Consider the following 12,696-nt stretch of genomic DNA (forward strand, 5'->3'; position numbering starts at 1 on the left):
CGTGCTCAGCTTCGCAGACGTCGGCTTCAGGTTCCGGGGAGGGGCAAGTGTCGCCGGCCTGACGTTCCGGGTCGAGCCGGGCGAGATCGTGGCGCTGATCGGGTTGAACGGGGTGGGGAAGACCACTCTGATGCGCCTCGCGCTCGGAATGGTCCGCCCCGAGCACGGCACCGTACGGCTCTTTGATCACCCGCTGGCTGCGATGCCTGTTCGCCTGTGGGCGAAGGTGGGCGCGCTGATAGAGGTGCCGTTGGCGTATCCCGAGCTGACGGTGCGGCAGAACCTGCACATCTCCCGCCTGCTCCACGGCGCACCGGACTGTGTGGACGACTCCGTGCAGACCTGGAAGCTCAGCGGGGTCGTGGACTGCCGGGTGCGTCGCCTGTCGCTGGGAAACAGACAGCGTGTCGGTCTGGCTGCGGCGCTCCAGCACGATCCTCGGGTGATCGTGCTCGATGAGCCGAGCAACTCCCTCGATCCCGCCTCGGTGATCCTGCTGCGCGAAGAGCTGACCCGACGCGCACAGGAAGGCGCGGCGATCGTGGTCAGCAGCCACCACCTCGACGAAGTCTCGCGGATCGCTGATCGTGTGCTGCTCATGAATGCCGGCAGATTGATCGGGGAACTCGATACCGCGGGAAGCGATCTCGAACGAGTCTTCTTCGAGCGCATCCGCCACGACGATGAGCAGCGCGACGCTGCGGAGAGCGCACGATGATTGCTGCGATCCGTGTCGAGGCGCTCAAACTCACTCGCTCCCTCGTCGGGGTGGTCGCCACACTCGCCGTGGTGGGCGGAATGTTCGCTCTGCTCGGAGGGATCGTCTGGGGAATCGCCGGTGGGAACGCCGAACTCATCGCCCAGGCCGGGCCCGCTGCCGCACTGGACTGGGAAGGCCTGTTGGCCGGCGCGGCACAGATCACCGCCGTCGTCGCTGTCCTCTGCTTCGGGATCGTCCTGGCCTGGATATTCGGTCGCGAGTTCACCGACGGCACGATCACGGGTCTCTTCGCGCTGCCGATCAGCCGTGGCCGCATCGCACTCGCGAAGCTGGCCGTCTACGCGGTCTGGGCGTCCCTCGTCAGCGTTGCGCTCGCCCTGGGTGTCCTCATCCTCGGGCTTCTGTTCGGCTACGGTCCGCCCAGCGGTGATGCGTGGGCTGCGCTGGGGCGGCTCTGGGCGCTGGCGATGCTCTCGGCCGCGATCGCGATCCCGGTCGCATGGGTCGCCACCGTCGCTCGCTCAGTCCTGGCCGCTGTCGGGAGCACTCTTGCACTGGTGGTCATCGCGCAGGTGGGAGCGCTCATCGGCGCAGGAGGTTGGATGCCTCTGGCGGCGCCCGCGCTCTGGGCGATGTCAGGGGGCGCGGCTGTGACCCCGGTGCAACTTGCGCTCACGGGTGCGTGTGCTCTCGCTTCCGTCCTCGTGGTCTGGACCGCGTGGGTGCGCCTCCAACTGGACCGCTGACCGAAGGGTGCCGCCGACGGCACGCTTCTCGAAAAAGCCGACGGCACGCGTCTCGGAAGAGCGAGCTGCCGCCCCCACCTTCACCGTGTTTCGATCGTGTACGCGTATCCCTGTTCGGTGAGGAAGCGGCGGCGGTGGCCGGCGAAGCGTTCGTCGACGGTGTCGGCGGTGACGACGGTGTAGAAGGTGGCGGCTTCCGCGTGGGCCTTGGGCCTGAGGATCCGCCCCAGTCGCTGGGCCTCCTCCTGGCGGGAGCCGAACGCGCCGGACACCTGGATCGCGACGGACGCCTCGGGCAGGTCGACGGAGAAGTTCGCGACCTTCGACACGACGAGCACCCGCACCCGGCCGGCACGGAAGTCCGCGTACAGCTGTTCGCGTTCGCTCTCCGGCGTCTTCCCGGTGAGCACCGGTGCGTCCAGTGCCGCACCCAGTTCTTCGAGCTGGTCGATGTACTGCCCGATCACGAGGATCTGCGACTCCGGGTGGTCGGCGACGAGCTCACGGACGATCGGCACCTTCGTGTCGGCGGTCGCTGCGAGACGGTACCGGTCCTCGCCTTCCGCCGAACCGTAGATCCGCCGCATGTCCGCCGCGAGCGGCACGCGCACCTCGTGGCAGGTCGCGGACGCGATGAACCCGTCGCGCTCGATCTCCTTCCACGGCACCTCGAACTGCTTGGGCCCGATGAGGGAGAACACCTCGTCCTCGCGGCCGTCCTCCCGCACCAGCGTCGCGGTGAGGCCCAGCCGTCGTCTGGCCTGCAGGCTCGCCGTCAGCCGGAACACCGGCGCAGGCAGCAGGTGCACCTCGTCGTAGATGACAAGTCCCCAGTCGCGCGCGTCCAGCAGCTCGAGGTGCAGGTAGGACCCCTTCCTGCGGGTCGTGAGCACCTGGTAGGTCGCGATGGTCACCGGCCGGATCTCCTTGACCGTCCCCGAATACTCGCCGATCTCGTCCTCTGTGAGCGTGGTCCGCCGCAGCAGTTCCGTCTTCCACTGCTTCGCGGACACGGAGTTCGTCACGAGGATGAGCGTCGTCGTCGACACCTTCGCCATCGCCGCCGCCCCCACGATCGTCTTGCCCGCCCCGCAGGGCAGCACGACGACACCGGATTCGCCGGCCAGGTACGTGTCGACGGCCCGCTGCTGGTACGGCCGCAGCGACCAGGACAGCCCCTCGGTGCCGCTGCCGTCGCTGTCAGCACCGCCCCCGAGGCCGCCCACAGTCCCCGCACCCCCGTCGCCGGAGGTGCCGGCCCCGTTCCCACTGCCCGAGGCGCCGCTTGCGTCACCGGGGGCCCCGTCACCGGACGCGCCGTCCCCCGGGCCACCGTTGCGCGCCCCCTCCACGTGCGATTCGTGTGCGAGGGCGATCTCGTGTGCTTCGCCGTCGACGTAGCCCGCGCGGTCCGCGACGGGGTGCCCCAGGCGGAGGAGGACGTGCTTGAGTTCGCCGCGCTCCGACGGGTGCACCGTCACCGTCGAGGCATCGATCCGTGTCCCGGTCTTCCCCGCCATGTCCGGCTGCTCCAGGAGTCTGTCGAGCAGGTCCGTGTCCGTCGTCTCGAGAACGAGTCCGTGGACGGGGGAGCGGTTGAGGGTGAGGACTCCCCATCGGTCCATGACGTCGACGATGTCGAGCAGCAGCTCGTGCGGCACGGGGTGCTTCGCGTAGTCGAGCAGCACGTCGACGACGGATTCCGCGTCATGGCCGGATGCGCGGGCGTTCCACAGTCCCAGCGGCGTGATCGAGTAGGTGTGGACGTGCTCGGGTGTCTTCGACAGCTGGGCGAAGGGGGCGATGGCGATCGCTGCCTCGGCGGCGTCGGGGTGATCGGATTCCAGCAGCACCGTCCTGTCGGACTGCACGATGAGGGGTCCTCTCGTGGCCACATGTCCCTGTCCGTCACGCGTCATCCGCGGTGTTCCCCTTCGTCGTCCTACTCGCCTGAGCCGCGCCCACCGGACCGGCGCACCTGCACGATGCGCGACACGGACACCCGCAGGGCCTTCCCTGCATCGGTGCGTCCCATGACCCGGCCCGCCTGCACCACCTGCGGCACCAGCCGCACGGTGCGGTGGGTGCCGTCCGAGGTAGTCACCACCAGGTCGACCGGCGCGGCGACTGCTGCGGCCTCGCCCAGTTCGGCGAGCACCGACTGCGTGTCACCGAGTGCGCTCTGCGCGGCATCCGGACCAACGGCGCCGGAGCCGGAGGTATTCCCCGCCGAGGCCGCCATCCCCGCTGACGCCGTCATCCCCGCCGAGGCCGCAGCACCTGCCGCTCCCGTCTGTCCCGCCCCGCCCGCGCCACGGCCGCTCTGCGCCGTCGTGCCCCGCGTCCCCTGCGTGGATGTTCGGCGCATGGAGCCCGTCACGCGCTGAGTGACGAGCGCGTCGATGTGGGCGGGGATCCGCGACGCGGGCACCCGGGTGGTGCGGGTGGTGGTGGGGGAGGCGAGTGCGGGGACGGGGGCACGGGTGCCGACGGCGTCCTCGGCGCCGGGGTCCACCCGCAGGATGGGGCGGTCCTCCGTCTCGAGGAGGACGCTCACCCGGTCCGACGATGCGTCGGCCACCGCGACGGTGGCGGCCAGCCGCCGCAGACCGATCGCAACGGCCGCCGGATCGTCCAGCAGGACGTCCAGATCCGTCGGGTCGTCGACGACGATGACGGACCGGGCGCGCGCCACACGCACCCGGTGCAGGCGGGAGCCGGCGGCGTTCACCATGTGCTCGAGCGTCGTCGGCACGCCGGTCTCGGACAGCTCCGCCAGCGTGGCGAGGATCGATTCGACCGATTCCCCGGCCCGCAGGCCCCGCGTGATGGATTCGTCGGTGAAGCGGTAGACGCTGCCCTGCCCTCGCGTGTCGATGTCCGCGATCCGCTCCAGGCGCATCCGCACCTCGTGGTCGAGTGGGCCGAACGCCACCCCGGACAGGTCCGACTGGAGGGTCACCCTGGTCTCCAGCGGGGGCAGCAGCGCGGCCACAGCTTCCCGCAGTGGCAGCGGTGGGCCCGCGTCGAGTCCGTCCCGCACACCGAGCACATCGAACGGGTCGTCGTGCTCCTCCACCCAGGTGGCCAGGCTGCGGCCGAACGGGGTGAGCGCGTGCGCATCCGGGGAGCCCAGCGGGGACGCCGTGAGCCCGAACGCCTCGGCTTCGTCGAGCACCTGGTCGATCTCATCGGTGCGCACCGCGGACAGCAGCGGGTGGGTGAAGCCCAGCAGTCCGACGAGGTCCTGCGTGCGCACAGCACGGCCGGCGGTGTGCTGGTCGTCGTGGACGTCCCGGCCGGCGCCAGAGGCTCCTCCGGCACCGGTACCAGCGGCGGCCGCTCGCGGAGCGTTCGCCTCCGCGCCGTGCGCGCTCGCCTCTCCTTCTCCGGTCCGTGCGTCAGGCCGCCCCTCCCGCAGGAGCGCGACGAGGACCAGCTTCCGCAGCGTGAGGATCTGCGGGCGCGAGGCCGGGAAGCCGCCGAACGCGGTCCGCGCGTGATCGTCGCGACCCAGCAGGTGGATGCGCTCGCCCGCAGGGGTCGTGCCGGCGAGGACGTGCGCGATGTCCACGGGATGCGTGAGCCAGGCGGTGACGAGGTCCGCCCACACCTGTTCGCGGGGAGCGGCCGCTGCCGTATCGAATTCCGCGGTGGGCTTCCACTGCGGGTCCGCGGGGTCCCGCGTCGTCGCCAGCCACCCCAGGTGCGACGCGAGTTCCACCAGCAGCGTGAACCGCCCCGGCTCCGTCCCCGCGGCACGGGCCAGCGCCTGCGCCTCCCGCTTGCCGACCCCGCCGCTCACCAGCTGCGAGACCTCTCGACGCCCGAACTCCGCGACGACCGTGAGGGCCAGCGAGGTCACAGCCGCGGCACCGGCACCCTGCGCGTTCTCCAGGAGTGCGGCGGACACGGGGGAGGTCGCCAGCGGACGCGGATCCGTCGCGGTCGCCCAGTGAGGGGAGTGGGCACGCTCGGCAGCGGTGACCGGCAGCAGCCCGCCGGCCTCCGGCTGCACCCGGTACGCCGAGGCCTCGGCCGGGTCCCCGTCCCCGCCCGCCGGCCAGAGCAGGCCGGCGTGGATCGCGGCGGTGAGTGCGGCCTCGGGTGCGGACGTCCGACCGGCACCAGTCTCCCGGTCAGCAACAGACTGCGGGGCGTCGCCGAGTGCGGCGTCGAGCAGCTCCTCACGATCGACGGCGGGGTTGACGCGGGCGAGGACGGCGGCGCGGTGGACGACCCGCAGCGCGGAGGCGTCGAGGGATTCGAGACCTCGGGCGACTGCGGCACGGGAGGCTGCGAGCACGGCCAGCCGTGCGACATCCGTCACATCGGTGCGGAGGAGATCGGCGCGGGTCGCAGCGAAAGCCCGGAACCACGGTTCCGGGGCGGTGCGCAGCCAGGCGGCGAAGGACGGCGACTCGGGCATCCTCCCCATGGTAGTCGGGGCTATCATGGTGGGGGTTCTTGGTCGGCAGGAGAAGGAGGTGCCCGATGGCAGCACAGACGCAGAGACCCCCGGGTGCCGTCCTCGGCATCATCGCGGCAGTGCTCGCGGTGGCCGGGTTGGCGAGCCTCACGCTCGTCGTCATCGTCGGGCTGGCAGGCGCGACGGTGGCACCGGTGTTCACCTGGGCGGGAATGATCCTCCTGCCGCTCGCGTTCCTCCTGCTGGTGGCGGTGCTGGTGCAGAGCATCCTCCGCCGCAGCCGCAGCACGGTCTGAAGCACCCGCGCGTCGAGGCCTGACCTCCGCGCGGACAGCAGGACCGACGGCAGCACCGTCAGCAGGACCGGACGCCTCAGCAGCACTGCGGTCTTCTCAGCAGGTCCACCCCAGCAGCACCACAGAGGTCGTTCGCAGCCCACCGGGCGCGCCCCTCTCAGGACAGCGGTCTCCTCACAGAGGAGGCCGCCCCACACGATCAATCGAATGCGCCCCGCGCCTTCGTGAAAGGAACGACATGCCCACTGGACGCGTGAAGTGGTTCGACGCCAGCAAGGGGTTCGGCTTCGTCACGGCAGAGGACGGCGAACAGATCTTCCTCCACTCCTCCGCCCTGCCCGACGGCGCCGAGGTGAAGCCCGGCACCAAACTGGAATTCGACATCGTCGACGGCCGGAAGGGCAAGCAGGTCCTCAAGGCCCACATCCAGGAACCCCCGGCCCGCATCCGCAGGAACCCGGAGAAGACCGCCGCGATGATCGAGGACGTCATCAAGCTGCTCGACGACACGTCGAACGGACTGCGGCGTGGACGGTACCCTGACAGTGGACACTCCCACCGCGTGGCGGAAGTGCTCCGCGCAATCGCAGACGACCTGGAGGGCTGATGTCCGGACTGTTCGACCGCTGGCTGGCGTCCCTGACGGAGGCCCCGCCCGCAGCGACGGCCCCGCAGAAGACGACACGGACCGATGCCGCCGAGGTGTCGGCGACGCAGCCGCCTGCGTCCCGTGAGAAGCGGCAGCCTCGCAAGCCTGCCGTCCCCGTCCTCGACACCGTGCTCGCGGATGCCGTGGACATCGCACGTGCCGCGATCGTCGAGGTCGCCGGTGAGACCGAGGTGGGCTCCCACCTGGGTGCCGTCGCCGAAGACACGCGACTCGCCACCCACAGCTTCGCGTGCACGAACCCCGCCTACCGCGGGTGGCACTGGGTGGCCGTGCTGGCCCGCGCACCCCGGTCCAAGAAGGCGACCGTGTGCGAAACAGCGCTGCTGCCGGGCGCCGACGCCCTCGTGGCACCCGCCTGGGTGCCGTGGGACGAGCGGGTGGAGCCCGGCGACATGGGCCCGCAGGACGTCCTGCCGAAGGCGGACTCCGACCCGAACCTGGAGCTGGGCCTCGAACAGGTCGACGTGCACCCGGGCGACGACATCGACCAGGTCCCGAACTACGAGTTCGGCCTGGGCCGCGCGCGCGTCCTGTCCCGCGAGGGCATCGAGAACGCCGCGAAGCGGTGGGAGAACTCCGATGCCGGGCCTCGCGGCGAATTCGCCCGCCAGGCCCGCGGCCAGTGCTCGACGTGCGGGTTCCTCCTGCCGATCGCCGGCAGCATGCGCACGAAGTTCGGTGTGTGCGCCAACAAGTGGGCCCCGTTCGACGGGCGCATCGTCGCACTGGACGCAGGCTGCGGCGCGCATTCGGAGACGGACGTGCAGCAGCGGTCCAGCGCACCCTCGCAGGCCGTCATCGACGACTTCTCGGAATCGTTGGATGTCGTGGAGTTCGCGAGCCAGCCCGAGGAGGCGCACTCCCGCGGATGACCTCCATGTTCCGGTCGCTCGCCGAACCGAACTACCGGAAATGGTTCGGCGGCGCCCTGGTGTCCAACACGGGCACCTGGATGCAGCGGACGGCCCAGGACTGGATCGTCCTCACCCAGCTCACGGACGAGGACGCGACCGCGCTGGGCATCTGCATGGCCCTGCAGCTGGGGCCGCAGCTGGTCCTGTTCCCCGTCGCCGGTTCCCTGGCGGACCGCTTCCAGCGCCGCCGCCTGCTCCTCATCACGCAGATCCTGCTGGGGTCGATGGGGCTCATCCTCTTCACCCTCACGGTCACGGGCGTCATCGCCCTGTGGCACGTGTACCTGCTCGCGCTGGCGCTGGGGATCGTCGCCACGGTCGACGCACCGGCCCGGCAGGCGTTCGTGTCCGAACTCGTGGGGGAGCGGCTGCTCACCAACGCCGTCTCCCTCAACTCCGCCTCCTTCAACAGCGCCCGCATGCTGGGCCCCGCCGTCGCGGGTGTGCTCACCGCGGCCGCCGGCGCCTCCACGGTCTTCCTGCTGTCAGGGCTGGCGTTCGCCGCGACCGTGAGCGTCCTCCTGTCCCTGGACCGCTCGACGCTGCACTCACCCGCCGCACACCTCCGCCGAGGCCCCGGCCGGGGTGTCATGGGCGGCTTCCGCTACCTGCGCACCCGGCCCGACATCCTCGTCGTCCTGGCCGTGCTGTTCGTCGTATCCACGTTCGGCATCAACTTCAGCATCTACACCGCGACGATGGCGCGTGTGGAGTTCGGCCGTGACGCGGGTGCATTCGGCCTCCTCAACTCCGTCCTCGCGGTCGGCTCACTGAGTGGGGCGCTGCTCGCTGCGCGCAGGGACAGACCCCGGCTGCGGGTGATCTTCTGGGGTGCCGGGGCCTTCGGCGCCGCGTGCGCGGCGGCATCCGTCATGCCGGACTACTGGACGTTCGCGCTCATGCTCACGACGATCGGGCTGTCCGCCATCACCATGCTCACGTCCGCGAACGCGTACGTGCAGTCGACGACACCGGCCGGTGTGCGTGGCCGCGTCATGTCGATCTACACCGCGGTGCTCCTGGGCGGGGCACCGCTGGGAGCCCCGTTCGCCGGATGGATCGCGGACCTGCTGGGGCCGCGGGCGGCGCTGGGAGTGGGGGCGGCCTCGGGCGCGGTGGGGTTCCTCATCGGCGTGCTGTGGATGGTGTCGGCGAAGAACATGCGTGTCCACTACGTCCGCCGCTCCCGGCGGTTCATCCGGTTGAGCTACGACGGGCGCAAGCGCAGGGGCGAACCGGCGTAGCCTCATCGCTCGATGGCTGGGCTCGACTCACGCGTGGACGGATGAGTGGCCCGTGCCGCGGGCCCCCATGTGACGCGGCGCCACAGCTTCTCCAGCGGGCCCTGACCGAAGCGGTGCAGCCACAGTCGCGAGACCACCACCTGCAGAGCGAGGATGCCCAGGCAGACGACCAGTGCCGCGACATAGCCGCCGTGGGAGTCGAAGCGGCTGAGGTCCGGCAGGAACAGCTTCACGGCGATGATCAGGATCGTGGCCCCGACGTAGTTGCTCAACGCCATCCGACCCAGCGGGGAGAACACCGCCTGCAGCGGCTTCTTCACGGGGGTGCGCAGTAGCAGGAGGATGACCACGACGTAGACCAGCGCCATCGCGATCCCCAGTCCCGCGTTGATCCACTGGTTGATCTGACGGGTCAGGTAGTCGGTCGTCGCGAAGCCGATGACCGAGACGGCCAGTGCCCCGCCACCCACCAGCGCCAGACGGCCGGGATGGTCCAGCACCGAGCGGACGAACCCACTCCACCCGATGGCGAAGCCGAGCAGGAACAGCCCCGGGATCAGGGCCGGGCCGCCCCCGCTGAGGACGCCGAACGCCAGGAGGACAGCGCCGATGACCGAGGCGATCGGCGCGAGCAGACGCTCGGGGATCCACGTCGCCGGCAGGAGCACGACGATTCCGGCGAGGGCGTAGGGCAGCAGGGCCTCGCCCGGCTGCAGCAGCTGGTGGAGGATGCCGATCACGGCGAGGAACAGGAAGCGGCGGAGCAGCGCCAGTCGAGGCCGCGGGCTGCGTGCGGAGGCGGAAAGCCACATCAGTCCGAACCCGATGCCGAAGAGGAAGGAGAAGATCGGGAAGAAGCGGTTCTGCACGAAGTCCTCGTAGAACCTGAAGAAGGCCAGCGGATCCCCCTGGGCGTCGAGGGCGCCCAGTCGGATCATGGGTGGCAGGTTGACCAGCAGGATCCCGCACAGGGCGAAGCCGCGGACGACGTCGAGGGCGACGATGCGGCGGCGCGGGGCTGCGTGAGGAGAAGGTGTCATCTGTGTGCTCATGACAACCATCGTGTCGTTCTGACGGTGCCCGTGCCATCGGCCGTGGGGCCGAAAGTCATCGGCGGGGGTCAGCCATTCGGCCGATCCATCGCCCCCGATTCCCACATCCGAGCGGCGATCTCGACCCGGTTGCGCGCCTCGAGGCGGCCCTGGATGCTGCCGAGATGCGTCTTGACGGTGCCGAGAGAGATATAGAGCTCCTGACAGATCTCCTGGTTGGTCCGCCCGTCGGCGACGAGCTTCGCCACCTCGACCTCCCGCGCACTCAGCCTCTCCACGGCATGGGCCTGACGAGCCGGAGTCGAGCTGCGCCGTCTGAGCAGGTCGAGGGTCAGCGACGGCGAGATGAGGGCGTCGCCGTTCGCCGCGGCCCTGACCCCGGCGATGAGAAGGTCCGCTCCGGCGTCCTTGAGCAGGAAGCCGCTGGCACCTCCCTGCAGTGCGGCATCGACGTAGTCGTCATCGTCGAACGTGGTGACCATGATGACCTTCGAGTACGGCGTGATCTTCGGCAGGGCGGCGAGCCCGTCGAGGCGGGGCATGCGGATGTCGAGGAGCACGACGTCGGGCTTCTCCCGCCGGGCCAGGTCGATCGCCTCGGCACCGTCGGCGGCCTGTCCGATGACTCGGATCGAGTCTGCGGCGTCGAGGATGAGGGAGAATCCCATCCGCACCATCTCCTGGTCGTCCACCACGGCGACTGTGATCATTGTTCGTCTCCCCTCGTCCTCGTCGTCAGCGGCAGCGCGGTCCGGACGACCCAGCCGCCGTCTGCGGGTCCGGCTTCGATCGTCCCGCCCAGGTGGCCGACCCGCGTGCGGAGGCTGCTCAGCCCGGTTCCGCTGCCGGCACCGATCCCGCCGGATCCCCGCTCATTGGTCACGGTCATCGTCAGGGTGCCCGGCGAATCGTCGCGCGTGACGATGCTGACGGTCACCGGTGCGTCGGGTCCCGCATGTCTGCGCACATTCGTGAGAGATTCGACGAGCACACGGTCGAGCGCCGGCCACACGGCCTCGTCATCGACGTCACCGGTGTCGAACGAGAGCGTCGCCTGCCCGCCGTAGGCCTCGACACGGTCGCGCAGCGCCTGTGGGCTCGTCGCGATCGGGGTTCGGGAGGCGGCTTCCCTGAGGGGATCGGACACGAGTCGTCGGATCTCGTCGAGGGCCCGCGCACCGGACTCTTCGATCTTCTGCAGCGCTGTGGAGGTCAGCTGCGCATTGTCGCTGCGGGAGGCGGCCTGGGCGAGGACGACGATCCCGGTCACCTCGTGGGCGATGACGTCGTGGAGTTCGGTGGCGATGCGGCGGCGCTCCGCCTCTGCGGCCGTGGCCTTCCTCTCGGCGAGTGAGCGATCGGTGAAGCGCAGCATCAGACCGATCGACACGGCGGCGATGATCAGGGTGGTGTATGCGAGGCCGAAGAGCAGACCGTCCGGCAGCAGAGCCGGGACGAGGACGTTCGCGACGGCGAGGACCACGAGGAGCGCGGTCGTCGCCGGACCCGAGGCGAGGCGGCTGAGCATGGCGAGGGTGACGAGGCTCAGCCACAGCGCCGTGAGGCTCATCGTGTCCGCAGCGATCACCGGGACCAGGGCCAGGAGCAGTCCGAGGGCGGCCCACCGCAGTGAACGGGGCTGCGTGTGTCCGCGCTGGACGCGGATGAGGACGGGCAGGCTCACGGCCGCTGCGAGCACGATGCCTGCAATCGACAGCCATCCCGTGCTGATGAGCACGTCGAGCCCGAATGCCAGGGGCACCGGGATCAGCCACAGCCACGCGAGGAGTCGTCTCATGGGCCTTCAGCCTAGCTCCGCCCGCAGCGCCTCAGCGGCAGCTGCTCGAGGCGTACTCGACTTCGACGAGGACTCCCTGATCGGTGGCTGCGACGCCCCGGACTGACGCGCGCTGCGGCAGGTCGATCTCACTAGCCGGGCGACCATCGGCCAGCATCTGCACGGTGGTGTCATCGGTCGCGGCGGAGAACGTCACCTTCCTGTCGTCGAGAGTGGCCACCTCGGAGTAGGAGCCGTCGGGATTCGGGTCGGGAGTGGCATCCGAGGAGGGGTAGTCGAACGTGACGAAGCGGGTGAGGCGGTCGGCTTCGCCGTCGACGAGCCGGTGGACGAGAAGCTGGTCCTTGTTCGTCCCGGCCGCCGGAGCCAGGTCCACGTAGGTGAGGTCGACGTGTCCCTGCGCTGCGGAGAGGATATAGGGCCTGCCGCGGACGTCGATCGATGACGGCGCGGTGCCGCAGTCGTCGAGGAAAGCGGTGACCCGGGACTCGAGTTCTGCACCGGCACGCGACTCCGCGATGACGACGACGCCTATCGCTCCGGCGATGAGGGAGCAGGCGACGACGAGTGCGATGATGACCTTCTTCATGGGGTGTCCTTCCGGATCTCAACGGCTGTGCACTGTCGATCGTCGCGGGTCGGGAGCACCGGGGCCTCGGCCGAACGGACGGTCGTGCTCGGCCGATCGGTCAGACTCACTTGCACGTCACATCTCCATCACATTGTGGGAGAGTCCCCGCAGACCGCTGGGAGCGCTCAGCCCACCCCCGTAGACTCCCGAACGACCGACCACACGGCGTGCGTTCCGGCGACGACCACCCACCGC

The 12,696-nt window shown here is 70.1% G+C and carries 12 protein-coding genes; 6 read left to right on the top strand and 6 right to left on the bottom strand.

Features of this window, described 5'->3' with window-relative positions; translation table 11 throughout:
* The first annotated feature begins 1 nt into the window (after position 1).
* Together JFC09_RS11330 and JFC09_RS11335 are read left to right on the top strand one after the other, a co-directional pair.
* The gene (locus JFC09_RS11330; RefSeq protein WP_332839748.1) at positions 2-718 is read left to right on the top strand and encodes an ABC transporter ATP-binding protein; all 717 of its coding nucleotides are present in this window, start codon (positions 2-4) and stop codon (positions 716-718) included.
* The gene (locus JFC09_RS11335) at positions 715-1,467 is read left to right on the top strand and encodes an ABC transporter permease (protein WP_198394143.1); all 753 of its coding nucleotides are present in this window, start codon (positions 715-717) and stop codon (positions 1,465-1,467) included. The genes JFC09_RS11330 and JFC09_RS11335 overlap by 4 nt, the downstream gene beginning before the upstream one ends.
* An 80-nt stretch (positions 1,468-1,547) precedes the next feature.
* Here the strand turns inward: JFC09_RS11335 and JFC09_RS11340 are convergent, their stop codons facing one another.
* Together JFC09_RS11340 and JFC09_RS11345 are read right to left on the bottom strand one after the other, a co-directional pair.
* A complete protein-coding gene (locus JFC09_RS11340; protein WP_198394144.1) occupies positions 1,548-3,386 on the bottom strand; it encodes a DNA repair helicase XPB in 1,839 nt (612 codons plus the stop codon).
* 23 nt (positions 3,387-3,409) lie between these two features.
* Positions 3,410-5,896: a helicase-associated domain-containing protein gene (locus tag JFC09_RS11345; RefSeq protein ID WP_198394145.1), complete on the bottom strand. Its 2,487-nt coding sequence runs from the start codon at positions 5,894-5,896 to the stop codon at positions 3,410-3,412.
* A 65-nt stretch (positions 5,897-5,961) separates the two neighbouring features.
* Between JFC09_RS11345 and JFC09_RS11350 the strand changes: the two genes are divergently transcribed.
* The 4 genes from JFC09_RS11350 to JFC09_RS11365 all read left to right on the top strand — a co-directional run bounded on the left by JFC09_RS11350 (position 5,962) and on the right by JFC09_RS11365 (position 9,020).
* Positions 5,962-6,192, top strand: coding sequence for a hypothetical protein (locus tag JFC09_RS11350; RefSeq protein ID WP_198394146.1), 231 nt, complete (start codon positions 5,962-5,964; stop codon positions 6,190-6,192).
* 238 nt (positions 6,193-6,430) lie between these two features.
* Positions 6,431-6,799, top strand: a complete 369-nt coding sequence (locus JFC09_RS11355) for a cold-shock protein (protein WP_198394147.1) — start codon at positions 6,431-6,433, stop codon at positions 6,797-6,799.
* Positions 6,799-7,734, top strand: coding sequence for a DUF3027 domain-containing protein (locus tag JFC09_RS11360; protein ID WP_198394148.1), 936 nt, complete (start codon positions 6,799-6,801; stop codon positions 7,732-7,734). The genes JFC09_RS11355 and JFC09_RS11360 overlap by 1 nt, the downstream gene beginning before the upstream one ends.
* A complete protein-coding gene (locus JFC09_RS11365; RefSeq protein WP_198394149.1) occupies positions 7,731-9,020 on the top strand; it encodes an MFS transporter in 1,290 nt (429 codons plus the stop codon). The genes JFC09_RS11360 and JFC09_RS11365 overlap by 4 nt, the downstream gene beginning before the upstream one ends.
* 2 nt (positions 9,021-9,022) lie before the next feature.
* Here the strand turns inward: JFC09_RS11365 and JFC09_RS11370 are convergent, their stop codons facing one another.
* From JFC09_RS11370 to JFC09_RS11385, 4 genes are all read right to left on the bottom strand, one after another.
* Positions 9,023-10,072 (bottom strand): DUF418 domain-containing protein, encoded by a 1,050-nt coding sequence (locus tag JFC09_RS11370; RefSeq protein WP_232483490.1) that lies wholly within the window; start codon positions 10,070-10,072, stop codon positions 9,023-9,025.
* A 68-nt stretch (positions 10,073-10,140) separates the two neighbouring features.
* Positions 10,141-10,782: a response regulator transcription factor gene (locus JFC09_RS11375; RefSeq protein WP_198394151.1), complete on the bottom strand. Its 642-nt coding sequence runs from the start codon at positions 10,780-10,782 to the stop codon at positions 10,141-10,143.
* A complete protein-coding gene (locus JFC09_RS11380) occupies positions 10,779-11,870 on the bottom strand; it encodes a sensor histidine kinase (RefSeq protein ID WP_198394152.1) in 1,092 nt (363 codons plus the stop codon). Before JFC09_RS11380 ends, JFC09_RS11375 begins: the two co-directional genes overlap by 4 nt.
* Positions 11,871-11,901: 31 nt before the next feature.
* Positions 11,902-12,459, bottom strand: coding sequence for a hypothetical protein (locus tag JFC09_RS11385; protein ID WP_198394153.1), 558 nt, complete (start codon positions 12,457-12,459; stop codon positions 11,902-11,904).
* Between the last annotated feature and the right edge of the window lie 237 nt (positions 12,460-12,696).

Source organism: Brevibacterium yomogidense (genome assembly GCF_016107685.1).
GTDB classification, from domain to species: domain Bacteria; phylum Actinomycetota; class Actinomycetes; order Actinomycetales; family Brevibacteriaceae; genus Brevibacterium; species Brevibacterium yomogidense.